This is a genomic window from Citrobacter sp. Cpo045 (genome assembly GCF_030332875.1).
Taxonomy (GTDB): domain Bacteria; phylum Pseudomonadota; class Gammaproteobacteria; order Enterobacterales; family Enterobacteriaceae; genus Citrobacter; species Citrobacter portucalensis.
Genome location: NZ_JAOWGZ010000036.1, coordinates 34,451 through 60,057, shown reverse-complemented (window position 1 = coordinate 60,057; position 25,607 = coordinate 34,451). Strand labels below are relative to the sequence as shown.

The 25,607-nt window shown below is 52.7% G+C and carries 26 protein-coding genes; 14 read left to right on the top strand and 12 right to left on the bottom strand.

All coding sequences use genetic code 11. The features are described from left to right. Positions 1-36 precede the first annotated feature (36 nt). Positions 37-537 (bottom strand): cell-envelope stress modulator CpxP, encoded by a 501-nt coding sequence (gene cpxP, locus OGY13_RS00580; RefSeq protein ID WP_213752513.1) that lies wholly within the window; start codon positions 535-537, stop codon positions 37-39. A 150-nt stretch (positions 538-687) separates the two neighbouring features. On the opposite strand from cpxP, the gene cpxR reads away from it, so the two are divergent. Together cpxR and cpxA are read left to right on the top strand one after the other, a co-directional pair. Further along, positions 688-1,386, top strand: a complete 699-nt coding sequence (cpxR, locus tag OGY13_RS00575; RefSeq protein WP_003028763.1) for an envelope stress response regulator transcription factor CpxR — start codon at positions 688-690, stop codon at positions 1,384-1,386. After that, the gene (cpxA, locus tag OGY13_RS00570) at positions 1,383-2,756 is read left to right on the top strand and encodes an envelope stress sensor histidine kinase CpxA (RefSeq protein WP_003028758.1); all 1,374 of its coding nucleotides are present in this window, start codon (positions 1,383-1,385) and stop codon (positions 2,754-2,756) included. The genes cpxR and cpxA overlap by 4 nt, the downstream gene beginning before the upstream one ends. Before the next feature lie 43 nt (positions 2,757-2,799). Here cpxA and OGY13_RS00565 read toward each other — a convergent pair whose 3' ends face one another. The 4 genes from OGY13_RS00565 to yiiM form a co-directional block, all read right to left on the bottom strand. Beyond that, positions 2,800-4,050, bottom strand: coding sequence for an MFS transporter (locus OGY13_RS00565; protein ID WP_213752521.1), 1,251 nt, complete (start codon positions 4,048-4,050; stop codon positions 2,800-2,802). A 122-nt stretch (positions 4,051-4,172) separates the two neighbouring features. Then, positions 4,173-5,126 carry a sugar phosphate isomerase/epimerase family protein gene (locus tag OGY13_RS00560; RefSeq protein WP_020996111.1) on the bottom strand — a complete coding sequence of 318 codons (954 nt, stop codon included), beginning with the start codon at positions 5,124-5,126 and terminating at the stop codon, positions 4,173-4,175. A gap of 8 nt (positions 5,127-5,134) precedes the next feature. Continuing rightward, a complete protein-coding gene (locus OGY13_RS00555; protein WP_213752514.1) occupies positions 5,135-5,839 on the bottom strand; it encodes a GntR family transcriptional regulator in 705 nt (234 codons plus the stop codon). 229 nt (positions 5,840-6,068) lie between these two features. Beyond that, positions 6,069-6,743 (bottom strand): 6-hydroxyaminopurine reductase, encoded by a 675-nt coding sequence (gene yiiM / locus OGY13_RS00550; RefSeq protein WP_020996113.1) that lies wholly within the window; start codon positions 6,741-6,743, stop codon positions 6,069-6,071. A gap of 152 nt (positions 6,744-6,895) precedes the next feature. On the opposite strand from yiiM, the gene OGY13_RS00545 reads away from it, so the two are divergent. Continuing rightward, positions 6,896-7,792 (top strand): dihydrodipicolinate synthase family protein, encoded by an 897-nt coding sequence (locus OGY13_RS00545; protein WP_008787017.1) that lies wholly within the window; start codon positions 6,896-6,898, stop codon positions 7,790-7,792. A 41-nt stretch (positions 7,793-7,833) separates the two neighbouring features. Here OGY13_RS00545 and kdgT read toward each other — a convergent pair whose 3' ends face one another. Beyond that, positions 7,834-8,817, bottom strand: coding sequence for a 2-keto-3-deoxygluconate transporter (kdgT, locus tag OGY13_RS00540; protein ID WP_020996114.1), 984 nt, complete (start codon positions 8,815-8,817; stop codon positions 7,834-7,836). 233 nt (positions 8,818-9,050) lie between these two features. Continuing rightward, the gene (sodA, locus tag OGY13_RS00535) at positions 9,051-9,671 is read right to left on the bottom strand and encodes a superoxide dismutase [Mn] (RefSeq protein WP_003825239.1); all 621 of its coding nucleotides are present in this window, start codon (positions 9,669-9,671) and stop codon (positions 9,051-9,053) included. 289 nt (positions 9,672-9,960) lie between these two features. On the opposite strand from sodA, the gene rhaT reads away from it, so the two are divergent. Beyond that, the gene (rhaT, locus tag OGY13_RS00530; protein ID WP_003825242.1) at positions 9,961-10,995 is read left to right on the top strand and encodes an L-rhamnose/proton symporter RhaT; all 1,035 of its coding nucleotides are present in this window, start codon (positions 9,961-9,963) and stop codon (positions 10,993-10,995) included. On the opposite strand, the gene rhaR is transcribed toward rhaT, so the two are convergent. After that, a complete protein-coding gene (gene rhaR, locus OGY13_RS00525; protein ID WP_008787014.1) occupies positions 10,992-11,840 on the bottom strand; it encodes an HTH-type transcriptional activator RhaR in 849 nt (282 codons plus the stop codon). The genes rhaT and rhaR overlap by 4 nt on opposite strands. Before the next feature lie 147 nt (positions 11,841-11,987). Then, positions 11,988-12,836, bottom strand: coding sequence for an HTH-type transcriptional activator RhaS (gene rhaS, locus OGY13_RS00520; protein WP_008787013.1), 849 nt, complete (start codon positions 12,834-12,836; stop codon positions 11,988-11,990). A 303-nt stretch (positions 12,837-13,139) separates the two neighbouring features. Between rhaS and rhaB the strand changes: the two genes are divergently transcribed. The 5 genes from rhaB (at position 13,140) to rhaM (ending at position 18,369) form a co-directional block, all read left to right on the top strand. Then, positions 13,140-14,609: a rhamnulokinase gene (gene rhaB / locus OGY13_RS00515; protein WP_213752515.1), complete on the top strand. Its 1,470-nt coding sequence runs from the start codon at positions 13,140-13,142 to the stop codon at positions 14,607-14,609. Further along, positions 14,606-15,865: an L-rhamnose isomerase gene (gene rhaA / locus OGY13_RS00510; protein WP_008787011.1), complete on the top strand. Its 1,260-nt coding sequence runs from the start codon at positions 14,606-14,608 to the stop codon at positions 15,863-15,865. Before rhaB ends, rhaA begins: the two co-directional genes overlap by 4 nt. 143 nt (positions 15,866-16,008) lie before the next feature. Beyond that, the gene (rhaD, locus tag OGY13_RS00505; protein ID WP_008787010.1) at positions 16,009-16,836 is read left to right on the top strand and encodes a rhamnulose-1-phosphate aldolase; all 828 of its coding nucleotides are present in this window, start codon (positions 16,009-16,011) and stop codon (positions 16,834-16,836) included. A gap of 73 nt (positions 16,837-16,909) precedes the next feature. Beyond that, complete coding sequence (fucO, locus tag OGY13_RS00500; protein WP_213752522.1) at positions 16,910-18,058, top strand: lactaldehyde reductase; 1,149 nt, start codon at positions 16,910-16,912, stop codon at positions 18,056-18,058. After that, positions 18,055-18,369 carry an L-rhamnose mutarotase gene (gene rhaM / locus OGY13_RS00495; RefSeq protein ID WP_003825253.1) on the top strand — a complete coding sequence of 105 codons (315 nt, stop codon included), beginning with the start codon at positions 18,055-18,057 and terminating at the stop codon, positions 18,367-18,369. The genes fucO and rhaM overlap by 4 nt, the downstream gene beginning before the upstream one ends. Positions 18,370-18,452: 83 nt before the next feature. Here rhaM and OGY13_RS00490 read toward each other — a convergent pair whose 3' ends face one another. Continuing rightward, a complete protein-coding gene (locus OGY13_RS00490) occupies positions 18,453-19,001 on the bottom strand; it encodes a helix-turn-helix domain-containing protein (RefSeq protein ID WP_003825255.1) in 549 nt (182 codons plus the stop codon). 101 nt (positions 19,002-19,102) lie between these two features. Here OGY13_RS00490 and OGY13_RS00485 point away from each other — a divergent pair, with 101 nt between their 5' ends. Together OGY13_RS00485 and OGY13_RS00480 are read left to right on the top strand one after the other, a co-directional pair. Next, entirely contained in the window at positions 19,103-19,762 is a 660-nt protein-coding gene (locus tag OGY13_RS00485; RefSeq protein ID WP_003825259.1) for an AzlC family ABC transporter permease, read from the top strand. Further along, the gene (locus OGY13_RS00480) at positions 19,762-20,085 is read left to right on the top strand and encodes an AzlD domain-containing protein (protein WP_003825260.1); all 324 of its coding nucleotides are present in this window, start codon (positions 19,762-19,764) and stop codon (positions 20,083-20,085) included. Before OGY13_RS00485 ends, OGY13_RS00480 begins: the two co-directional genes overlap by 1 nt. A gap of 42 nt (positions 20,086-20,127) precedes the next feature. Here the strand turns inward: OGY13_RS00480 and OGY13_RS00475 are convergent, their stop codons facing one another. Continuing rightward, positions 20,128-20,340, bottom strand: coding sequence for a YdgH/BhsA/McbA-like domain containing protein (locus tag OGY13_RS00475; RefSeq protein ID WP_286637513.1), 213 nt, complete (start codon positions 20,338-20,340; stop codon positions 20,128-20,130). Between the two features lie 129 nt (positions 20,341-20,469). On the opposite strand from OGY13_RS00475, the gene OGY13_RS00470 reads away from it, so the two are divergent. Next, a complete protein-coding gene (locus tag OGY13_RS00470) occupies positions 20,470-20,991 on the top strand; it encodes a Crp/Fnr family transcriptional regulator (protein ID WP_071444494.1) in 522 nt (173 codons plus the stop codon). Positions 20,992-21,049: 58 nt separating this feature from the next. Further along, positions 21,050-21,556, top strand: a complete 507-nt coding sequence (locus tag OGY13_RS00465) for a YgjV family protein (RefSeq protein WP_032945569.1) — start codon at positions 21,050-21,052, stop codon at positions 21,554-21,556. Here OGY13_RS00465 and fdhD read toward each other — a convergent pair. Next, positions 21,523-22,359, bottom strand: a complete 837-nt coding sequence (gene fdhD, locus OGY13_RS00460; protein ID WP_071992584.1) for a formate dehydrogenase accessory sulfurtransferase FdhD — start codon at positions 22,357-22,359, stop codon at positions 21,523-21,525. The genes OGY13_RS00465 and fdhD overlap by 34 nt on opposite strands. Before the next feature lie 194 nt (positions 22,360-22,553). Here fdhD and fdnG point away from each other — a divergent pair, with 194 nt between their 5' ends. Continuing rightward, positions 22,554-25,604, top strand: a complete 3,051-nt coding sequence (fdnG, locus tag OGY13_RS00455; protein WP_100247862.1) for a formate dehydrogenase-N subunit alpha — start codon at positions 22,554-22,556, stop codon at positions 25,602-25,604. Positions 25,605-25,607: the final 3 nt, after the last annotated feature.

Genomic DNA, 25,607 nt, shown 5'->3' with positions numbered 1-25,607 from the left:
ACAGGGATGGTGTCTATGGCAAGGAAAACAGGGTTACTACTGGGAACGTGAGTTGCTACTACTCAATAAATTCAACGATGAGCTTTTTTTCCAGTGCGCTACATCGCGCAGTTGCTCCATTCGTTGTTCATGTTTCTCATTTAAAACCGCTTGCTGCTCTGGCGTTAACAGGCGATACATCTGGTTGCGGATCCTGGCTATTTCAACCTGGCGGGCAACCTGTTCTTGCGCCATTCTTTCTGCCTGAGCGCGCACTGCGCTTTCATCAAATTTCTCTGCGGTGACAAGGCGATGCATTGTCTCTATTTCGCTAACATTAACAGGAGGCTGTTCGTGTCTTGCCTGCTGCATTAAATCTCGCATCTGTTGACGTTGATGTTCGGTTAAACTGATACCGTCAAACATGTGGCTCTGAACGCTGCGTTGCGATGAGCCTTCACCCAGGTGCCAGTGATCGCCTGTGACGACTTCAGCTGCATGGCTAAATGTACTGAGTGCCAGCGTTGAGGCCATGACGGCAGCGGTAACTTTGCCCATCACTTGCTCCCAAAATCTTTTCTGTCGCGATTCAACGAGAGACAGTTTACGATTCGGGCTGCAAACATGCGTCAGGGGGTGTAAAACAACGTAAAGTCATAGATTAGCGACGCCTGATGACGTAATTTCTGCCTCGGAGGTACGTAAACAATGAATAAAATCCTGTTAGTTGATGATGACCGAGAGCTGACTTCCCTGTTAAAGGAGTTGCTCGAAATGGAAGGTTTCGATGTGCTGGTTGCCTATGATGGGGAACAGGCGCTTGAGCTTCTGGATGACAGCATCGATTTACTTTTGCTCGACGTCATGATGCCGAAGAAAAACGGCATTGATACGCTGAAAGCACTTCGTCAGACACACCAGACACCCGTAATCATGCTGACCGCTCGCGGCAGCGAATTGGATCGCGTACTTGGCCTTGAGCTGGGCGCGGACGACTATTTACCTAAACCGTTTAACGACCGTGAACTGGTCGCGCGCATCCGCGCTATTCTGCGTCGCTCACACTGGAGCGAACAGCAGCAGAACAGCGATAACGGTTCGCCGACGCTGGAAGTTGATGCGTTAAGCCTTAATCCGGGTCGCCAGGAAGCCAGCTTTGACGGGCAAATTCTGGAGTTAACCGGCACCGAATTCACCCTGCTCTATTTGCTGGCTCAGCATCTCGGTCAGGTGGTTTCGCGTGAGCACCTGAGCCAGGAAGTGCTGGGCAAACGCCTGACGCCTTTCGATCGCGCGATCGACATGCATATCTCGAACCTGCGTCGTAAGCTGCCAGAGCGTAAAGACGGACACCCGTGGTTTAAAACCCTGCGTGGTCGCGGCTACCTGATGGTCTCCGCTTCATGATAGGGAGCTTAACCGCACGCATCTTTGCCATCTTCTGGTTGACGCTGGCACTGGTGTTGATGTTGGTACTGATGTTACCCAAGCTCGACTCACGCCAGATGACCGAGCTACTGGACAGCGAGCAGCGCCAGGGGTTAATGATTGAGCAACATGTTGAAGCTGAACTGGCGAACGATCCACCCAACGATTTGATGTGGTGGCGTCGCTTGTTTCGGGCGATAGACAAGTGGGCGCCGCCAGGACAGCGGTTATTACTTGTTACGACGGAAGGACGCGTGATCGGCGCAGAACGTAACGAAATGCAGATCATTCGTAACTTTATTGGTCAGGCCGATAACGCCGACCATCCGCAAAAGAAAAAATACGGTCGCGTTGAGATGGTCGGGCCTTTCTCCGTCAGAGACGGTGAAGATAACTACCAGCTGTATCTCATACGACCTGCCAGCAGCTCACAATCTGACTTTATCAACCTGCTGTTCGACCGACCGCTGTTGTTGCTGATCGTCACCATGTTAGTCAGCTCACCGCTATTGCTTTGGCTTGCCTGGAGTCTGGCGAAACCGGCGCGTAAGTTGAAAAACGCGGCGGATGAAGTAGCTCAGGGTAACCTGCGTCAACATCCTGAGCTGGAAGCCGGTCCACAGGAGTTCCTGGCGGCAGGCGCGAGCTTTAACCAGATGGTGACGGCGTTGGAACGGATGATGACCACACAGCAACGCCTGCTGTCGGACATCTCTCACGAGCTGAGAACACCGCTAACGCGTCTGCAACTGGGCACCGCTCTGCTGCGCCGTCGTAGCGGTGAGAGCAAAGAGCTGGAGCGCATTGAAACAGAAGCACACCGACTGGACAGCATGATCAACGACCTGCTGGTGATGTCACGTAATCAGCAGAAAAACGCGCTGGTCAGTGAAACAGTGAAAGCTAATCAGCTTTGGGGCGAAGTGCTGGATAACGCCGCCTTTGAAGCTGAGCAGATGGGTAAATCGCTCACGGTGAATTTCCCGCCGGGTCCGTGGCCGCTGTACGGTAACCCAAATGCGTTGGAAAGTGCGCTGGAAAACATTGTGCGCAATGCCCTGCGCTATTCACATACGAAGATTGAAGTTGGCTTCGCGGTGGATATCGACGGGATTACCATCACCGTGGACGACGATGGCCCAGGCGTTAGCCCTGAAGACAGAGAACAGATTTTCCGTCCGTTCTATCGTACCGATGAGGCGCGCGATCGCGAGTCTGGCGGAACAGGTCTGGGTCTGGCGATTGTTGAAACCGCAATTCAGCAGCATCGTGGCTGGGTGAAGGCCGAAGACAGCCCGCTGGGTGGTTTACGGCTGGTGATTTGGTTACCGCTGTATAAACGCGCTTAACAGGCTTCCCCGGTACGACATAATTACCGGGGAAGCATTCACGTTATGCCGCCGCAGCCGCCGCCGCTAGCTTTTGCTTTTTAATTCGCTTCACCAGAATGGTCGAGCAGATAAAGCCCATTAAGCTGAACGCAATCATCACGCTAAAGACATAGTTGTAGCCAGTGATGCCGCTATTGGTATCCAGCAAATAGCCGTACAACGTGTACGCAAACATCGCTGGCATATAACCGATGATGCAACCAAATGCCATTGCCGAGCCCGCATACTCACGTGGGGTACCGATCTCATCCATCGGCGCGAAGAAAATGGCACGCTGTGAGAAGATAATCGCTCCGAACCCTAATGTCGCCGCCATACCGATATACACGTTCATTGTTTGATGCGGTAACTGCATGAACACAAGCATCGCCACAGCAGAGATCAGGAACGTCCACTTCAGATACACTGTCGGTGATTTAGCAACTTTATCTGCCAACATTCCACCAATCGGCCCACCTACCATTTTTAACGCATACTGGTTGATGATGCCGTACGCACCGACGAGAGCTACCGGCAGCATATAGATATCTTTTAAGAACGGAATAAAGTAAGTCAGTCCACAGTACGCGGCATAAACGAAGAAAATACCTAAAGAAGCCAGCCAAACATTAGGGCAGGACAAAACATGTTTGATACCCTTTAACACTTCCATGTTGGCACTGGTTTTCTCGCCGCCTTTCACTTTGTCATCATCGACAATAAAGTACGTCAAAATACCTGCCACAAGCGTAATTACCGTATAGAACAACAGGCCCGCCTGCATCCCCGCTTTACCCTCACCAAACTGGACGAAGACAAACAGAGCGCCAGATGCAACGATAACATCCACCACGCCACGTCCGGCTTCTAAAAAGCCGAACATGCGTCCTTGTTCTTCTTTCGTTCCCAGCAAACGAACGGCTTTCAGCAATACCGGCCAATAAACCACATCGGCAAAGAAAGCCATCGCGGCAAAGCAAATGAGATAACCAGTAAATGACGGTAGCGTTGCCAGATATAAGCCACATAACCCAACGCCAATCAGACCGAACGGTAATAATATTTTCTTGGAGTAACGATCTGCGATATAGAGAGAAAGAAAAAGTCCGGTTGTCTGAACAATCGTATAAACCGTAAAGCTCAACCCAATTTGCGTATTAGTTAAACCCCAGTCATTCTGCATTGGCACATAGAAAACATCTTTCATACTTGAAAGCTTGAATATCGTGCCGCCGCCTAAAATCAAAAAACAGAGCCTTGCCCATTTATTCATGAACATGATTAAACCCTCATTGCTTGTTGAGAGAAATATCTAAATTAAATTGTATAATTAATAAAGCCAGGGGATTATTTTCATAATCCTTTCCGCATTTAATAATATTTTAAGAAAACTAATTAATTGCCTATAAACTTGTCACATATATCACGAATGTATTTTATTTGGGCAAGAGCATGTTCTTTTTCCTGCGCCAGTCGCGCATCAATCATGTTGCTGTCAGGCAGTGGCGTATAACTTGCATCGCGCCATGGGATCCATGGATTATCACCCTCATCGTCGAAGCGAAATGCAGGGGCATAATATTCAACTTCTTCTTCCAGGCCAAAAGCATGTACTTGCGGTTTATCTTCACCTAAAAGTAATAATGCCTTAAGCATCTCTTCCATGGGTAAATCGCCGTGTCCAGAACGACAAGCCTCATGCCCCCAGCCTTTACCTTCTTTAATAATTTTAGCGTCTTTGATATGCACCTGGGTGATTAATGGAGACATAACCTCTAACGCAGAAAGCGGCTGTTCATTAGCATTAATCATGTTGCCAAAATCAAACAGAATAGAGAGATTTTTCATCCCGCTATTGTTAACCAGCGTCACCAGCTCATGGCCTTGCAGATCTTCATGCTGTTCGATAGTAAAGCTTAGTCCGCAATCGTCATACTGAGACAGCCATGCAATATCATTGGCAATCTTCGCCATAACATCGTTGAGATGCCCTTCATAACGCGGGTAGAAACGCACTGAAGTTGCACCAGTAGCAACAGCAATACGTATGGCATCCGTCAATGTCGCCTTATCCGATGCGCTCGTTTCGATATGCACATCCAGATTATATTTTTTGGCCTTCTCTTTAAAATCGTGTAGCTGCTGATCGTTCAGTTTCTGCAGTGATTGGGATTCACCATCCTCAACATGTATTTTTACACCCTTCAATTTTTGCTGATGCGCAATATCCAGAAGATCCCCCGGCAGGACTCTCTCGTAGCGCATATTCAGATGAAAAGCATAAGCATGTAGGTACAGCGGTATATTTCTCGCGCGTTCCGCAAGAAGTTCTTGGTTACATTTTCCCATTATTTTTCTCATTCATCGCGAATAACAAGTTCCACTGATTCAAGTCGCCAGTATTCGAAATCAACCTGAACCACTTTTTTATCTCGGGTAGCCCGATGTTTTTCTACTAAAATTCCATACGTATTAGGCGCAACACCCAGCTCTTTGCAGGCCACTTCTGGCATATTGACCGGTTTAAAAATCATTTTTTTGATATTTAAAACATGGCCAAACGCATCTTCCCAGACGCTGGCAAAAGACTGATTGCCCAATTTATTAATGAATCCTGGCGCAACATCAGCATCAATATAGGATTCATGGTAAAACACTTTATGTGAATCAAGACCGCACCAGCCGGTAACTAAATAGCGGTCACCGGAGGAGAGAAAAACATCATCAACATGATGCGGAACTGTATCAATGGTTTCTTTGGTTAAATAATCCCAAAAAGGCTTACGTCCCTGAGCACAGGCTTCAGCATTGAAGCTGGAAAGTGATTTAGGGTTATAAATAAATCGCTTCGACGAAATAAACCAACCACTGCGGTTCTTGCGGAAAATACGCGCATCGATCTCAAGCTCAATCAGAACCTGACGTAAGGTCATACGCTTTGCATCCAGCAGCTCACATAACTCCCTTTCCGAAGGCAATTTGGACCCCGCTGGTAAATTCTTCTCGTTTAACCAGCTTTCAAAGCGCTCCCTGAGCACATCAACATTGTTTTTCTTTTTCATTTCGCTCATCTGGTTTAAACCAATTTGAAGCTAAGATATTTGAGTGCAGGAAATACTCAAGTTTTTTTTCAACGCAGAGTTTCTTTTTGTGGACCAGGTATCAAGAATGGCTTTGAAGCAAACCGAGACCGTCAGGTTTTTGCCCGGTTTTGTACACAGGGGGGATGAAGCACGGAGGAGAGGTAAATCAGGTGTCTCCACCTGATTTAACTGCCAGATGAAGGTAGGTTTATTTTCCCCACAAACGGCGGGAATTGTCTTCGATCTTGCCGCTTAAACGGCGCTTTTGCATCGTTCTGGTCCAGCTTTTTGATAACCCAGCAGCCGACAGTAAACGGTGATATTGCGAATCATCAAACGGCATATGCCAGGCGATAGCAATGGCCTCCCGCACGCTGACGTCGCTCACGCGTGACGCCAGGATCAATGGCGCGTCTGCTGACACCTGACCAGGCGCGATGACGCTACACAGCCAGCCCGTCTTGCCCGCATCCTGCATCTGGCTGGCCATATCGCTGATGCCAAAATGGAAATTCAGCTTAAAGCACGGCGAGCGCGGCTGCGTGACCTGAATCAGCGCCTCTCCCCACTGGAAAATGTCGCCAATATACACATTATCTTCAGTCAGCCCCTCAGTAGAGAGGTTCTCACCAAACGCGGGGGCGACAAATAGCTCCGCCTGCTCCGGAAACGCTTGTCTCCAGTGCTGATAGTGTTCACGCGGATAGTGACACAGCGCGCGATCCGGCCCGCCGTGAATTTTCGTTTCCGCTTGTTCATCCCCCGTCAGCCCCAGTTCGGTCAGCATCAACTCACCGTCAATCTGGACTTTAGCAATCGCGCTGGGACGGCTTCCCGTGTAGTCCCGAACTTTGCCTGTAAAAACATCGACCGGATATCGCATCTGTTCCCTCTCCCGATAAATTTCCCCCATTACACCACATTTATTTTACCCCAGTCGCTCAAAATGAGAGCACGGTTCACATGAAACTTAGGGACACATGCTATCAATGTAATCTGGTTTTGAAACATCATTTCAAATAAGGAGTCGACAACGTGACTGGTCAATCGCAATTTGCCGGCGTCTGGTGTCCTTCCATTACGCCAATGGACAATGATGGCAAGATCGATCTCAACGGTCTAAGCCAGCATCTCAAACGCCTTACCGAGGCCAAAATCGACGTGATTTTGCTGATGGGCAGCATCGGGGAATTTGCCTCCTTCACGCTTGAAGAAAGGCTGCTGCTGATCCGCGAGGCCCGGGCCATGAGCTCGCTGAAGATGGTCGCCAACGTCTCATCCACCTGCCAGAATGATGTTTTATTGATGGCGCAGGAAGCGTATCGCTCAGGTTACGATGCCGTGATGATCCTGCCGCCCTACTACTACGGACAAACGGCGAAACAGCTGCTGAGCTACTTCCGTCAGTTGGGGCAGACACTCAGCGGCAAATGGTTTGCTTATAACTTCCCGGCACGCACCGGCTGCGATTTAACCCCCGAACTGGTAGCCACCCTCGCCGCCGAGTTCCGGAATTTCGCTGGCATTAAAGACACCGTCGACTGCCAGTCCCATACCCGCAGTATGATTCAGACCACCCGCGCCGTGCGGGAGGATTTTGCCGTGCTGTCCGGCTATGACGAATACTACATTCCCAACCTGTTAGCAGGTGGCGCGGGGATAATTTCAGGGTTGAACAACGTCATGCCGGAACTGTTTGTCAGCGCGCGGGAAGCGTTTAAACAGGGCGACCTGGCAGCGCTTCGCGATATTCAGGACCAGATTGGCACCTACATGTCCATCTATGCCATCGGCGAAGATTTTGTCACCACCATCAAAACCGTGGTATCGCGTAAGTTTGGCTATTGTACCAGCGTGTCACGTAATGCCGGTGGAGAGTTGAACGAGAGTGAGTGTCGAACAATCGATGAGGTGTTTGTCGTCAAAGGGTAAATAATTAAGCCGGATGGTGCAGACCATCCGGCTTAAGAGACTTACTTCACGGTGCCACGAATATCAATTTCTGCCGCCCTTGCTTTGGCCCTTTTCGACCAAATAGACGTGATAATCGGCACCAGAATGGAGGTCACAATCACCGACGTGGCGACCAGGGAAGTTGCTGCCGGTGCCATCGGTTTAAATGCCGGAACCATTTCAGCAATCAGCACAGGCGTAGCAACTGCCGCGCCCGCAGAACTGGAAGCGGCAATCCCCGCCGTACCATCGCCACCACCAATCAGTTTATCGGCGATAATCAATGGAATACCAGTGATGATAATCACCGCCACGCCCAGCAGAATACCCAGCACGCCGGTCTGCGCAATCACGCTCAAATCAATGGTGTTACCTAATGCGAAGGCAAAGAACGGGATCAGCGTCTGTACCGCTTTGCTGAAGAACTCCCGCAGTTCAGGGTCCAGATTCCCCAGCGCAAAGCCAATCAGGAACGGCAATACCGCACCAACAAATACGTGTGGTTCAAACGACGCGATCCCGGCGGTTCCCAGAATCACCATGGTCATCAGCGGGCCAGACTCCAGCGACATCAGGACAAACGCCCCGGCCTCTTCTTTGGTGCCGTACTGCTGCATAATCGAGGCATACAGCCCGCCGTTGGTCATATCCATCGCGGCCACCAGCGCCAGCGTAGACAACCCAGCGAAGAATCCGACCTCTACACCATGTTCCGGCAGAATGCGTGAAGCAATCGCTGCAACCACCCACGCCACCAGAATCTTGGTTATGACTAACGTACCTGATTTACGCAGCACGGTGCCGGTGGCGCTTAGCTTGATCGACGCCCCCATGCAAAAGAACCAGACTGCCAGGATAGGCACCGTACCGGTGATCATACCGTTGGTAAAAGAGCCGAAATATTTCCCGGCGCCGGGGGAAAAGGTGTGACACAACGCGCCCAGGAAAAGCGGCACCAGCATCATACCGCCTGGGATTTTCTCTATCGTACGTTTGATCTGCATTTCCATCACCTGTAGACATAAAAATGGGGCAATTTTTATGGGCGATTGCATCTTGCTTTGAGATGCGCCCGTCTTGATGAAAAGAAGATAGACATTCATAGAGACTATAAAAGTGATCCCACTCGCATAATAAAACCTTGTTTCAATTTAATTGGATCATTGTTTTTGTATTGAGTTTGATCACAAAAAAACCCCACAAGCATCGCTTGCAGGGCTTTGTTAAAGCGTAGAACTTATTTTTTTGCTGCGAAACGCGCGGCAGCTTCGTCCCAGTTCACGACGTTCCAGAACTCTTTGATGTAGTCCGGGCGACGGTTCTGGAATTTCAGGTAGTAAGCGTGTTCCCAAACGTCCAGGCCCACGATTGGGAAACCGGAAGCGCCAGAGATAGCTTCACCCATCAGCGGGGAATCCTGGTTGGCGGTGGAAACAACAGCCAGTTTGTCACCTTTCAGAACCAGCCACGCCCAGCCGGAGCCAAAGCGGGTTGCCGCTGCTTTTTCAAATTCAGCTTTGAAGTTGTCAACGGAGCCGAAGTCACGTTCGATAGCCGCTTTCAGGTCGCCCTGCAGCGTAGTGCCGGTTTTCAGGCCTTTCCAGAACAGGCTGTGGTTAGCGTGACCGCCCGCGTTGTTACGCAGTACGGTTTTCTTGTCTGCTGGCAGTTGATCCAGTTTGGTGATCAGCTCTTCAACGGACAGGCTGGCGAATTCAGGCAGGCTTTCCAGCGCAGCGTTGGCGTTGTTTACGTAAGCCTGGTGGTGTTTGGTGTGGTGGATTTCCATCGTCTGCTTATCGAAGTGCGGTTCAAGGGCATCATAAGCGTACGGCAGGGATGGCAGTGTATAACTCATAATCATCTCCAGTATTGTCGGGCGGCCAGTGTTAACGCCGCGTAAGCAGTTGGGTCATTATAGTTAATTAAATGATATTGAAAATGATTATCAATGCCGTACTTTTTACAGGGTTTTAATGAATCAAACCCATTGTTAAAGATGTGAGCCGAATCACCCACTTAACGTGATAATTGCCAACATGCGCAAAAGGGCGGCAATCGTCAAAAGGTTAACCACCTGCGTAATTTTTAAACTCGTTAGGTCGGAGGGGTCATTACCGACGATAAAAAATAACGAGGATTAAGTCATGAGTAACGCGATTACGATGGGTATCTTTTGGCATTTGATAGGGGCAGCCAGTGCCGCCTGTTTCTATGCCCCGTTCAAGCAAGTCAAACATTGGTCATGGGAAACGATGTGGTCGGTTGGCGGGATCGTCTCCTGGATAATCCTGCCGTGGACCATCAGCGCCATGTTACTTCCCGATTTCTGGGCCTACTTCAGCTCCTTCAGCCTCTCCACGCTGGCGCCGGTATTTCTGTTTGGTGCAATGTGGGGGATTGGCAATATCAACTATGGCCTGACCATGCGCTATCTCGGTATGTCGATGGGTATCGGGATTGCGATAGGTATTACGCTGATTGTCGGCACGCTGATGACCCCGATTATCAACGGCAATTTTGATGTACTGATCAATACCTCTGGCGGCCGCATGACGCTGCTTGGCGTACTGGTCGCGCTGATTGGCGTGGGTATTGTTACCCGTGCCGGTCAGTTAAAAGAACGAAAAATGGGCATCAAAGCGGAAGATTTCAACCTGAAAAAAGGTCTGGTTCTGGCCGTCATGTGCGGTATTTTCTCCGCCGGGATGTCCTTTGCGATGAACGCGGCGAAACCGATGCACGATGCCGCCGCCGCGTTGGGCGTCGATCCGCTGTATGTCGCCCTGCCTAGCTATGTGGTCATTATGGGCGGTGGCGCGCTTGTTAACCTGGGCTTCTGCTTCATTCGTCTGGCAAAAGTGAAGAACTTGTCGATAAAAGCCGACTTCTCGTTAGCCAAACCGCTGATTATCACCAACGTACTGCTCTCTGCGCTTGGTGGCTTGATGTGGTATCTGCAATTCTTCTTCTACGCCTGGGGCCACGCACGTATTCCGGCGCAGTATGACTATGTAAGCTGGATGCTGCACATGAGCTTCTATGTTCTGTGCGGCGGGATTGTCGGTCTGGTATTGAAAGAGTGGAAAAACGCGGGTCGTCGTCCGGTCAGCGTGCTAAGCCTCGGCTGCGTAGTGATCATTGTCGCGGCAAACATTGTCGGTCTGGGAATGGCCAGCTAAGCATGCTGAGTACTGAGATGACGCCACTGGCTCGGCGTCATCCCGGTTTCCCGCGTAAATACCACCGAAAAGTAGTTACTGTCCTCAAAGCCGCAGCGCATGGAAATCTCGCTAATCATCAACCGACTATGTTTGAGCAGATACTGCGCATGGCAAACCCGCACCTGGCGGAGATACTGGTTGATGGTCATCCCGGTCTGGCTGCGAAACTGCTGGCGCAAAACGCGCTCGCTGCATTGTTCGCGCTCGCAAAACGTATCCAGTTCAAACGCATGCTCATGGCTACCGGCTAACGCGGTGATCAGTTTATCCAGCAGCGTTTCACTGGAGGTCGCCGGGAGCGTATCCGTGGCATAACGATGCCGCTTAAGGTGTGTCACCAGCTGCCCGAACAGCAGCTCAGCCATGGTAAAAGCCTGTGCATCACGTTGATTACTTTCATGTTCAAGCTGGCTTATCACCTGTCGGACCTGGCTCATGCCAACGCTGCCGAGTCGCCAATGCGGCTGCCTCGGCGTACCGTTAAATCCGGGGATCGCCCCTTGCCAGTCAACATTCAGCGTCAACCGCTCCGGGCAGTAGATGATATTTTGCAACACCAGGTCGTTCACAGAGGTGTAGGAGTGTTTATCTTCGGCGCGAATGTAAAACAGATCGCCACGGGTTATCCGGTACGGGCGATCGTTAAGGACATGCAGACCATTACCGCGCCAGACCATAACCAGCTCGCAAAACTCGTGGGTATGCTCAGCAAAGACATCCTGCGGATAACGGTCAGCCACGGCCACAGCCTGCTGCTCATGCGCAAAGAAGTCTGATTTCAGAAGGACCAGATGATTCGCCATCACAATATTCCCTGTCGGATGGCGGCTACGCCTTATCCGACCTACAGATTACGTGACACGTAGGCCGGATAAGGCGTAGCCACCATCCGGCGTTAAGGGACATGATTATCTGAGATTCGGCGGTAAAAAACGTTGATAGCTTTCGCGTTACTGGAGGCGGCTTGCCACAACGAGATCGCGCCCCTGACGAATATCGCGTGGTGACCACTTGAACTCACGACGAAAAAGCGTCGAAAAGTGGTTACTGTCGCCGAATCCGCAGAGATAAGCGATGTCTGTCACACTGTCATCACTGTGGCGAAGCAGATGCCGGGCCTTGATCAGACGCAAGCGGTTAAGGTAGCGCTGCGGCGTCAATCCGGTTTGCTGTTTGAGTTGGCGATGCAGAGTGCGCAAAGAGAGGGAAAACTTCTCGGCCAGCGCCTCCCAACACACCTCGTCGGCAAAGTTATCTTCCAGCCACGCCATCAGGAGGTTAAGCCGCGCGTCGTTATCGGTCGCTGCTTCCATCAGGCTGCTTTTACGCAGCAGTACCAGCAACTGCATAAACAGGATCTCGCGATTTGCCGCCGTTGGTGTATCCATCCCCTCACCGAGCGCTTCCATCTGCCCCACCAGTTGTCGAACCTGCTGCAACACCCCCTGATTCACCCGCCAGTGGGAGGGATACTGCCCGTTCTGTTCCTGAGGTAAAAGCTGATTCAGCCCAGCCAGAAATTGAAACGCATCCGGGGAGCGATACAACACATTGGTCAGGCACAGATTGTCAGTATGTTCATATAAATGCCGGTCATGATCGCGAACGAAACACACTGTACCGCCGCTGATGGTGTAAGGCTGCCCATTGAACACATGGATCCCCGTTCCATGTTCGACCACAACAATTTCATGAAAATCATGATGATGCTCTGGAAACGCAGGTTGAGGAAGCCGCGGTTCAATAGCCACTGGCGCTTTACCTGTCGGAAAAAAATCCACGCAATGCAATACCGTCATGATGACATCCTTCCCGATCAAATGAACATGGCTGAATAGTAATTAAGGGTTATCACCCTCACCTTAAATTTTTGACGCCAAAGTGCGTAAACACGGTCAATTCTTCAAGAAATGGCGGGAAAGATCGCGAATTGCGGAAGGCGTCACATCCGCTAAAACAGGTCCTATTAATAGAAATTGTGAACAGCGTCACGTTCACCTTTGCCATGTTGCCAGCCGCTAATTGTGGCTGTCACTGTCAAGAAGGTACGCGTTATCTGGGGTTCTTAGACTGAGTGCAATAAAACTCAGAAGGACCTCGCTATGACTTTTCTCCATTGTGTCGCAGTCGATCTCGGCGCATCCAGTGGGCGCGTAATGCTGGCGCGTTACGACAGTGAACACCGCTCCCTGACGCTACGTGAAATCCACCGCTTCATGAACTGCCTGCAAAAAACAGACGGTTTTGACACCTGGGACATCGACAGCCTGGAAAACGATATTCGTCTTGGCCTGAAAAAAGTCTGCGATGAAGGCATTCGGATAGACAGCATCGGCATTGATACCTGGGGCGTGGATTACGTTCTGATCGATAACGTCGGTCAACGTGTCGGTCTGCCGGTCTCTTACCGTGACAGCCGCACGACCGGCATTATGGCGCAGGCGATGGAGCAGCCGGGTAAAGGTGAAATTTACCGCCGTAGCGGCATTCAGTTTCTGCCCTTTAACACCCTGTATCAACTGCGTGCGCTGGTTGAACAGCAGCCAGAACTGCTCCCGCAGGTGGCCCACGCCCTGCTGATCCCCGACTACTTCAGCTTTCGCCTGACCGGCAAAATGAACTGGGAATACACCAACGCCACCACCACCCAGCTAGTCAATATCAATACCGACGACTGGGATGACACACTGCTGGCGTGGACCGGGGCAGACAAAGCCTGGTTTGGTCGCCCGACGCATCCAGGGAACGTGATCGGCCACTGGATTTGCCCACAGAAAAACCAAATTCCGGTTGTCGCCGTCGCCAGTCACGACACGGCCAGCGCGGTCATTGCTTCTCCGCTGGCCGACAAAAACAGCGCCTATCTCTCTTCCGGGACCTGGTCGCTGATGGGCTTTGAGAGCAGAACACCGTATACCAACGATGCGGCGCTGGCGGCGAATATCACCAATGAAGGCGGCGCGGAAGGACGCTACCGTGTCCTGAAAAATATTATGGGGCTGTGGCTGCTCCAGCGCGTATTAAAAGAGCGCCAGATTACCGACCTGCCAACGCTTATCAGCCAAACGCAAGCGCTGCCGGCCTGCCAGTTCCTGATAAACCCGAACGACGATCGCTTTATCAACCCCGACGATATGAGTGCAGAAATTCAGGCAGCATGCCGTGAATCAGGCCAACCCGTTCCCCTGCAAAACGCCGAACTGGCGCGCTGTATCTTCGACAGCCTGGCGTTGCTGTACGCCGACATCCTGCAAGAACTGGCACAACTGCGTGGTGCAGCATTTAGCCAGCTGCACATTGTCGGTGGCGGATGCCAGAACACCTTACTGAACCAGCTGTGTGCGGACGCCTGCGGTATTCGCGTGATGTCCGGGCCGATTGAGGCCTCCACGCTCGGCAATATTGGCATCCAGCTGATGACGCTGGACGAGCTGAACAACGTCGATGATTTCCGTCAGGTGGTGCGCGCCAACTACGAACTGACCACCTTCATTCCCAATCCTGAAAGTGAAATTGCCCGCTACCAGGCGCAGTTTCAATCACTACGACAGACAAAGGAGCTTTGCGCATGACCACTCAACTTGAACAAGCCTGGGAACTGGCAAAACTGCGTTTCGCCGCGGTAGGCATTGATGTCGAGGCGGCCTTACGCCAGCTCGATCGTCTGCCGGTCTCCATGCACTGCTGGCAGGGCGATGATGTCGCCGGTTTCGAAAACCCGGAAGGCTCGCTCACTGGCGGTATTCAGGCTACCGGTAACTATCCGGGTAAAGCGCGTAACGCCACCGAACTGCGGGCCGATCTGGAGCAGGCGCTGAGCCTGATTCCTGGTCCAAAACGTCTGAATTTGCACGCGATCTATCTGGAATCTGATACGCCGGTTGCCCGCGACCAAATCAAACCTGAGCACTTTAAAAACTGGGTGGAGTGGGCGAAAGCGAACCAGTTAGGGCTGGATTTCAACCCATCCTGCTTCTCACACCCGCTGAGCGCCGACGGTTTCACGCTGGCGCACGCCGACGACACCATTCGCCAGTTCTGGATCGATCACTGCAAAGCCAGCCGTCGCGTCTCGGCGTATTTTGGCGAGCAGTTGGGTACACCATCGGTGATGAACATCTGGATCCCGGATGGCATGAAAGACATCACCGTTGACCGTTTAGCGCCGCGCCAGCGTCTGCTGGACGCACTGGACGAAGTGATCAGCGAGAAACTCGACCCGGCGCACCATATCGATGCCGTCGAAAGCAAGCTGTTTGGCATCGGTGCGGAAAGCTACACCGTGGGCTCTAACGAGTTCTACATGGGTTACGCCACCAGCCGCCAGACCGCACTGTGTCTGGATGCGGGCCACTTCCATCCGACTGAAGTGATCTCCGACAAAATTTCCGCCGCCATGCTGTATGTACCGCGCCTGCTGCTGCACGTCAGTCGTCCGGTGCGTTGGGACAGCGATCACGTGGTGCTGCTGGATGATGAAACTCAGGCGATTGCCAGCGAGATCGTTCGCCACAACCTGTTCGACCGCGTACACATTGGCCTCGACTTCTTCGACGCCTCCATTAACCGCATCGCCGCGTGGGTGATCGGCACCCGCAATATGAAAAAAGCCCTGCTGCGCGCGCTGTTAGAACCCACCGAGCAACTGCGTCAGCTCGAAGCCAGCGGCGACTACACCGCACGTCTGGCCCTGCTGGAAGAGCAAAAATCGCTGCCGTGGCAGGCCGTCTGGGAGATGTATTGCCAGCGCCACGACACGCCTGCGGGCAGCCAGTGGCTGGACAGCGTGCGCGCTTATGAAAAAGAGATTTTGAGCAAACGTAGCTAACCGTGACGCCAGGCTTGTAGGCCGGATAAGACGCCCCGCGTCGCCATCCGGCAAGAAATGAAACACGATTGCCGGATGGCGCTTCGCTTATCCGGCCTACGTAAGACCCGATAACGTTCGGGCAATAAACAGGAACACCGAACATGCAAAAAATTACGACTTCCTGGTTCGTCCAGGGGATGATCAAAGCCACTTCTGATGCGTGGCTGAAAGGCTGGGACGAGCGTAATGGCGGCAACCTGACGTTGCGTCTTGATGAAGCAGATATCGCGCCGTTTAGCGCCGATTTCCACGAAAAACCACGCTATATTGCGCTAAGTCAGCCGATGCCGCTGCTGGCAAACACACCGTTTATCGTCACCGGTTCCGGTAAGTTTTTCCGTAACGTCCAGCTCGATCCCGCGGCAAACTTGGGCGTGGTACAAATAGACAGCGACGGTGCGGGCTACCACATCCTCTGGGGCCTGACCCACGAGGCCGTGCCGACCTCTGAACTGCCGGCTCACTTCCTCTCTCACTGCGAACGCATTAAAGCGACGAACGGTAAAGACCGCGTGATCATGCACTGCCATGCCACCAACCTGATCGCTCTGACCTACGTACTGGAAAACAACACAGCGCTGATTACCCGCAAGCTGTGGGAAGGCAGCACCGAGTGCCTGGTGGTGTTCCCGGATGGCGTTGGCATTCTCCCGTGGATGGTGCCGGGTACAGATGAAATTGGTCAGGCTACCGCCGAGGAAATGCAGAAACACTCGCTGGTACTTTGGCCGTTCCACGGCGTGTTCGGAAGCGGACCTACCCTCGACGAAGCGTTCGGTTTGATAGATACCGCAGAGAAATCCGCCGAAGTTCTGGTCAAAATCTTTTCGATGGGCGGTATGAAGCAGACCATCTCACGTGAAGAGCTGGTCGCACTTGGCAAACGCTTTGGTGTTACGCCGCTGGCAAGCGCCATAGAGCTGTACTGATACCTCCCAACGCAACGCCGGATGCGGCTTCGCCTTTCCGGCCTACAGGATTTTATTATTAAGGAGAATAATGATGAGCTTTATGTTGGCACTGCCAAAAATTAGCCTGCATGGCGCCGGCGCGATTGCCGATATGGTGAATCTCGTGGCGAATAAACAATGGGGCAAAGCGCTGATCGTCACCGATGGTCAACTGGTAAAACTGGGCCTGCTGGATAGCCTGTTTGCCGCGCTGGATAAACATCAAATGTCTTACCACCTGTTTGATGAAGTATTCCCGAACCCGACAGAAGAGCTGGTACAGAAAGGGTTTGCGGCCTATCAGGGCGCAGAATGTGACTACATCATCGCCTTCGGTGGCGGCAGCCCGATCGATACCGCCAAAGCGGTGAAAATCCTGACAGCCAACCCTGGCCCTTCTACCGCTTACTCCGGAGTGGGCAAAGTGAAAAATGCTGGCGTCCCGCTGGTCGCCATCAACACTACCGCCGGTACGGCAGCAGAGATGACCAGCAACGCGGTCATTATCGATTCTGCCCGTAAGGTTAAAGAGGTGATCATCGACCCGAATATCATCCCGGACATCGCTGTGGATGATGCCAGCGTCATGCTGGAAATCCCGGCCTCCGTCACCGCCGCAACCGGTATGGACGCCCTGACCCACGCGGTGGAAGCCTATGTTTCCGTTGGTGCTCATCCGCTCACCGACGCTAACGCACTGGAAGCGATTCGCCTGATCAACCTGTGGCTACCAAAAGCGGTCGACGACGGTCATAACCTCGAAGCTCGTGAGCAAATGGCGTTTGGTCAGTATCTGGCGGGGATGGCATTTAACAGCGCTGGTCTGGGTCTGGTGCATGCGCTGGCGCACCAGCCGGGCGCAACCCATAATCTGCCACACGGCGTCTGCAACGCCATCCTGCTGCCGGTAATCGAAAACTTTAACCGTCCGAACGCCGTGGCGCGTTTTGCCCGCGTGGCGCAGGCAATGGGCGTCGATACCCGTGACATGAGCGATGAAGCGGCAAGTATAGAGGCCATCAACGCGATTCGTACACTCAGCAAGCGTGTTGGTATTCCTGCGGGCTTTAGTTCCCTTGGCGTGACGAAAGAGGATATTGAAGGCTGGCTGGATAAAGCGTTGGCCGATCCGTGTGCGCCGTGCAACCCGCGCACCGCCAGCCGCGACGAGGTCCGCGAGCTGTATCTGGAGGCGTTATGATCCGCAAGGCCTTTGTGATGCAGGTGAATGCCGACGCGCACGTTGAATATCAACGTCGGCACAATCCCATCTGGCCAGAGCTGGAAGCGGTGCTGAAAGAGCACGGCGCCCATCACTACGCGATTTATCTCGATCAGGCGCGCAATCTGCTGTTCGCCACCGTTGAGATTGAGTCCGAAGAACGCTGGAATGCCGTTGCCAGCACCGACGTTTGCCAACGTTGGTGGAAGCATATGCGTGACGTAATGCCAGCAAACCCGGACAACAGCCCGGTTAGCGCAGAGCTAAAAGAAGTGTTTTATTTGCAGTAAGTTATATGCCCGGTGGCGCAAGCTTACCGGGCCTACGGTTTTATTTTTTGTAGGTCGGATAAGCGATAGCGCCATCCGGCAATTCAATTTTGCTCAGAAACCAGAATCGCCTGAGTGTCAGGCTCCAGCGCTTTAAAAATATGCGCCCGATCGGCGGGGTAACAAATATAGTCCCCCTCGCCTAACTCCTCCGGCGCTTCCGTCAATCCTACCATCGCCTTACCCTGCGTCACGATGATGTGTTCAACCGATCCAGGTGGATGCGGCTGTGAAATACGATCCGCGCCCGGCTGCGTCAGCAGCAGATAGATATCCCGCCGCGCCCCCGGCGGGCAGGCGGCCAGTAAAATGGCCTGGTAGTGGGCCTGCTCAGCCACCACCTTTGTCCCTTCTCCGCGACGAATCACCTGCGTTTTTTGTTCCTGCGGCTCCAGCAGGCGAGCAAAGGGAATATCCAACGCCACACACAGCGACCAGAGCGTTTCCAGGCTAGGATTGCCATTGCCCGCTTCCAATTGCGAGAGTGTCGATTTTGCAATCCCTGCGCGACGGGCAATCTCTGCCAATGACAAACCGGTGCGCTGACGTTCACGCACAAGGCTTTTCGCGATCATACTGATGGGCTGGGTCATTCACGACTCCACGTTCTTTATATCGAACGATTCGTTCGACTTGTAATATTAACTGGTCGCGTTCATTATAATGGAAATTCGTTCGATATGGCTAAAACGGTATGAAACATTATTTTTCCAGTCTCAAAGGCGACACGATAAAAGCAATATTTTTGGTCTGTCTGGCCGTCGGCGTAGTCGGCATGTCATACGGCTCGCTGGCGATGGCCTACGGCTTCCCGCTGTGGGTACCGTTTGTGCTTTCGATTACGGTACTGGCGGGTGCGTCCGAGTTTATGTTTATCGGTATCGTCGCCAGCGGCGGTAACCCACTGGCGGCGGCGGCTGCCGGTTTACTGGTCAACGCCCGACACGTGCCGTTTGGCGTCACGGTGCGCGATCTGGTGGGCTCCCGGGCTGCGAGTTTCCTCGGCTGTCATATCATGAACGACGAAAGCGTAGTCTTTGGCCTGTCGCAAAAAACGCCCGAACAACGTAAAGCCGCCTTCTGGCTGTGCGGTCTGGGCGTCGCGATTTTCTGGCCTGTTGGCACACTGATCGGCGCGGGCGTAGGCAAACTGCTCCCCGCCCCGGAAACCATCGGTCTGGATGCCGTCTTCCCTGCAATTTTATTAGCCTTAGTGGTCCCGGCCTTTAAAAACCGCACCACGCTGATTCGCGCCTGTAGCGGTGCCGGGTTGTCGCTTGCCGCCATCCCCTTTGCGCCGGTCGGTTTACCTGTTTTGCTCTCACTGTTTGGCTTACTGACGAGGAAAAAATAATGGGCAACATGACGCTGTTTATCGTCGGTATCGCCATGTTATCTCTGGGAACGTATTTAATGCGTTTAGGAGGAGCGAAGCTTGGGAGTCGATTAGCGTTCTCGGAACGCTCGCAGGCGCTGCTTTCCGACGCCGCAACGGTATTACTGTTCTCCGTTGCGCTGGCGACCACCTTTTACGAAGGTGAACACTTCGCTGGCATGGCGCGCGTGCTGGGCGTGGCTTTTGCGGTATTTCTCGCCTGGCGCAAGATGCCGCTAATCGTGGTGATCGTCGCTGCCGCAGTGGTGACCGCATTGCTGCGAATGGCGGGTATAAACTAAAAAAGCGCCTCAAGGGCGCTCTTTCGACAGTACTAAGGTATCTTATTTCAGCAGTTCGGCGGTCATGTGCACGCGGTTACCGGTGTATGCCTGAGTGATTTTGTTATCGCTGGCGCCCGCACGTTCAGCCTGAGCGGCGATTTTTGCTTCAGCGCTTTCCAGCGTAGAACCGGTTGCGGTCACTGTCTGAGCAGCGAAAGAACCGAAAGAAGTAGCCAGAGCGATAACTGCGACAAAAGTTTTGATGCTTTTCATAATATAAACCCTTTAACTTAGTTGTTTGAGTAAGGCACCGTGCCTTGATGTGATAAATAATAGGCTGATACTCGAACAACTGAAAGCGGAAGGATTTGCCAGTCTTATTCAAATTATTTGAGAGATAAGATGTCGCGTAATCAAGAACCAAAATGCCTCGCAGGCAGCCGTAGAAAAACGCAACCGGCGGGTAGTTGGTTACTTCGTCAGGGTGAACTACAAAGTAAAATTCATCTTTTACATCATGGTGTGGCTCGTGCGGTTTATCACGCGGACAACGGTGTTGAAAGAGTTAAAGAGTTCTACTTTGCCGGGGAATACTGCTTTCTGTACCTGAACTGGCTAACTAACACACCTGCCGATTACAGCCTGCAAATGATCGCCGCTGGAGAAACCACTGAAATCCCCTTGGCTTTGCTTGATGCGCCGGAAAATCGGGATATTAAGACTCAGCTACTGGTCCAGCAATTGATCTACAAAGAGAAAAAAGAGCAAATGCTGCTGCTCAATACCCCAGAGCAACGCTATCAGTACGTACAAACACACTTCCCGGACTGGGAGTCACAGCTCACCCAGCGCGATCTTGCCAGCTATATCGGCATTACCCCCGTTAGCCTGTCCCGTATTCGCCAGCGTCTTAACAAAGGTTAACGCCTTACGGTGATGCGTCGATTATTGTCCCGTCACTCTTTAATAAATGACGACCACAATGAACGCATTTCTTCTTTCTCAGATGCTGGCTGGCATCAGCTTCTTACTGGATATTTCCGCTTTTCATTTTCAACGCCGGGCTATCACTTTAACGCTGCTCACCAGTTCTACGTCTCTGTTAGCTATCCATTTCTATCTTTTGGATCAACACGCTGCGGCTGGGTTAATGATCATTGCCGCATGCCGCTATGCGACGGCCATCGTCACCTTTCACCGCTGGGTGATGTGGGGATTTATGCTGGGGTCGCTGCTGTGTAGCATTTATCTTTGGCAAAATCTGTCGAGTATTTTGCCGCTGATGGGAAGCCTGCTGATGACCTTTGCGTCATTTCAAAAACGCAGCGGAAAATTACGGGGATACACCTTGTGTGGCAGCCTGTGCTGGCTGCTGAACAATGTGATTGTTGGCTCGCCAGTTGCCGTAATCATGGAACTGGCATTTTCCGGCAGTATTCTGGCCGCCTGGTGGCGTCACAGCGCGACCAGACGTTGCGGATGCGTATAGATCGTCGCCCTGCCCGGTTTGCAAAAACCCACCAGCGTCAGGTTACAACGTTCGGCAACTTCCACGGCGAGCGTTGTCGCCGCAGAAACAGCAAACAGAATCTCCACACCGCACATCGCCGACTTCTGCACCATCTCATAACTGGCGCGGCTGGAGACTAATACCGCGCCCTGTTGCCAGGTTTCCCCTTCGATTGCACGTCGTCCCAGCAGTTTATCCAACGCAACATGACGTCCAACATCTTCATGCCCGCCCGCCAGATGACCTGACGGCTGTACCCAGGCAGCCGCGTGCGTGCAGCCTGTCAGTTGCCCCACGGGTTGAAAATCGTTGAGATGTCGTAAAGCGTTATCAAGATTCGCCAGATCGAATGTCTGGGTAAACGGCAGCGGCTGGACCGGCTTGCCAATGTCATTGAGCTGCTCCACGCCACAAACGCCGCAACCGGTGCGACCGGCCAGCGCGCGACGACGCTCCTTCAGCCCCATAAAGCGACGGCTGGACAGTTCAACCTGCACTTCCAATCCGTTGCAGGAAGGCACTACGTCCATTCCGTAGATATCCTGCGGGGACTCAATAATGCCTTCAGAAAGTGAAAAACCCATCGCGAAATGCTCAAGATCTTTCGGTGATGCCATCATCACCACGTGTGAAATCCCGTTGTATACCAGCGCTACAGGCACTTCTTCAGCTACCTCATCAGGCTGAGGATGTTGCAAATCCTCGCGTTTCCAGAGGGTCAACTGACGAGATCCTGTCGGAGATGTCACATTCTTGATGTTTTCTTGAATAATCTTATTCACTTTCTTTTAACCATATTGGAACACACATACCAACATTGTGGTATTCTTTACAAACCCCTCCTGGACGGAGGGAAATTCACCCAATTCTGGACCTTTGCGGTCCCGTCCGCAAAGAAAAATAACAACCACTTCCCTCGCGTTCGCGTTATAGAAAAGCGAAGGGAACGTGACAATGTCGAAACAAGGAGCGAACCATGCAGGTCAGCAGAAGGCAGTTCTTTAAGATCTGCGCTGGCGGTATGGCAGGCACCACGGCAGCGGCACTGGGCTTTGCACCCGGCGTAGCGCTCGCGGAAACACGGCAATATAAACTGCTGCGCACCCGCGAAACCCGTAACACCTGCACCTACTGTTCCGTTGGCTGTGGACTGTTAATGTACAGTCTCGGTGACGGCGCAAAAAACGCCAAAGCATCCATCTTCCATATTGAAGGGGACCCGGATCACCCGGTGAACCGCGGCGCGCTGTGCCCGAAAGGGGCAGGACTTGTGGACTTCATCCACTCCGAAAGCCGCCTGAAATTCCCGGAATATCGCGCACCAGGCTCAGATAAGTGGCAACAGATTAGCTGGGATGAGGCATTTGACCGCATCGCTAAGCTGATGAAAGAAGACCGCGACGCTAACTACGTTGCACAAAACGCTGAAGGCGTAACCGTTAACCGCTGGCTTTCCACCGGAATGCTGTGTGCTTCCGCTTCCAGTAACGAAACCGGCTATTTAACGCAAAAATTCTCCCGCGCGCTCGGTATGCTCGCGGTCGACAACCAGGCACGCGTCTGACACGGACCAACGGTAGCAAGTCTTGCTCCAACATTTGGTCGCGGTGCGATGACCAACCACTGGGTCGACATTAAAAACGCCAACCTCGTCGTGGTGATGGGCGGTAACGCCGCTGAAGCTCACCCGGTCGGATTCCGCTGGGCGATGGAAGCCAAAATTCACAACGGCGCGAAGCTGATTGTTATCGATCCACGCTTTACGCGAACCGCTGCGGTGGCTGATTTCTATGCGCCAATTCGTTCCGGTACTGACATTGCTTTCCTGTCAGGCGTTTTGCTGTACCTGCTGAACAACGAAAAATTTAACCGCGAATACACTGAGGCCTATACCAACGCCAGCCTGATCGTGCGTGAGGATTACGGTTTCGAAGATGGCCTGTTCACCGGCTACGACGCGGACAAACGCAAGTATGACAAAACCAGTTGGAACTACGAGCTGGATGAAAAAGGCTTCGCCAAACGCGACGTCACCCTGCAACATCCGCGCTGCGTATGGAACCTGCTGAAACAGCACGTCTCCCGCTACACGCCAGACGTCGTAGAAAACATCTGCGGTACACCAAAGGCCGACTTCCTGAAGGTCTGTGAGTACATCGCAGAAACCAGCGCCAAAGATAAAACCGCGTCGTTCCTGTACGCCCTGGGCTGGACACAACACTCCGTGGGTGCGCAGAACATCCGTACCATGGCGATGATCCAGTTGCTGCTTGGCAACATGGGGATGGCAGGCGGCGGTGTTAACGCCCTGCGCGGTCACTCCAACATTCAGGGCCTGACCGACTTAGGCCTGCTGTCACAAAGCCTGCCAGGCTATATGACGCTGCCAAGCGAGAAACAAACTGACCTGCAAACCTACCTTGCAGCCAACACGCCAAAACCGTTGCTGGAAGGTCAGGTGAACTACTGGGGCAACTACCCGAAATTCTTCGTTTCGATGATGAAAGCCTTCTTTGGCGATAAAGCGACAGCGGAAAACAGCTGGGGCTTCGACTGGCTGCCGAAGTGGGATAAAGGGTACGACGTCCTGCAGTACTTCGAGATGATGAATCAGGGCAAAGTGAATGGCTATATCTGCCAGGGCTTTAACCCGGTCGCGTCATTCCCGAACAAAAACAAAGTTGTGGCTTCACTGTCCAAACTGAAGTTCCTGGTCACTATCGACCCGCTCAACACCGAGACCTCCACTTTCTGGCAGAACCACGGTGAGTCAAACGATGTTGATCCGTCGAAAATCCAGACCGAAGTATTCCGTCTGCCGTCCACCTGCTTCGCCGAAGAGAACGGTTCTATCGTTAACTCCGGTCGCTGGCTGCAGTGGCACTGGAAAGGCGCGGACGCCCCGGGGATTGCCGTTACCGATGGCGAAATCCTCGCCGGTATCTTCCTGCGTCTGCGCAAGATGTATGCCGAGCAAGGTGGCGCGAACCCGGAACAGGTGCTGAGCATGACCTGGAACTACTCCACCCCGCACGAACCGGCTTCGGAAGAAGTGGCGATGGAGAGCAACGGTAAAGCGCTGGCCGACATTACCGACCCGGCAACCGGTGCGGTTATCGTCAAGAAAGGCCAACAGCTTAGCTCGTTCGCCCAACTGCGTGACGATGGCACGACCTCCAGCGGCTGCTGGATTTTTGCCGGTAGCTGGACGCCGGAAGGCAACCAGATGGCACGTCGCGATAACGCCGACCCGTCAGGCCTTGGTAATACGCTGGGCTGGGCCTGGGCATGGCCGCTTAACCGACGCATTCTGTATAACCGCGCCTCCGCTGATCCGCAGGGGAATCCGTGGGATCCAAAACGTCAGATCCTGAAATGGGATGGGGCGAAGTGGAGCGGGATGGATATTCCGGACTACAGTGCCGCCGCACCTGGCAGCAACGTAGGGCCGTTCATCATGCAGCCGGAAGGGATGGGACGCCTGTTTGCTATCGATAAGATGGCGGAAGGTCCGTTCCCGGAACACTACGAGCCGTTTGAAACACCGCTGGGGACTAACCCGCTGCACCCGAACGTTATCTCTAACCCTGCCGCGCGCATCTTTAAAGGTGACGAAGAAGCACTGGGTAAAGCAGATAAGTTCCCGTACGTCGGTACAACCTACCGTCTGACCGAGCACTTCCACTACTGGACCAAGCATGCGCTGCTGAATGCCATCGCTCAGCCGGAACAGTTTGTGGAAATTGGCGAGAAGCTGGCGAATAAGCTCGGTATCTCCCACGGCGATACCGTCAAAGTCTCCTCTAATCGCGGCTACATTAAGGCCAAGGCGGTGGTGACCAAACGTATTCGCACGCTGAAGGCTAACGGTAAGGATATCGACACTATCGGTATTCCGATTCACTGGGGCTACGAAGGTGTGGCGAAAAAAGGCTTTATCGCTAACACGTTAACGCCATTCGTCGGTGATGCGAACACGCAGACGCCGGAATTTAAGTCCTTCCTCGTGAACGTGGAAAAGGTGTAACGG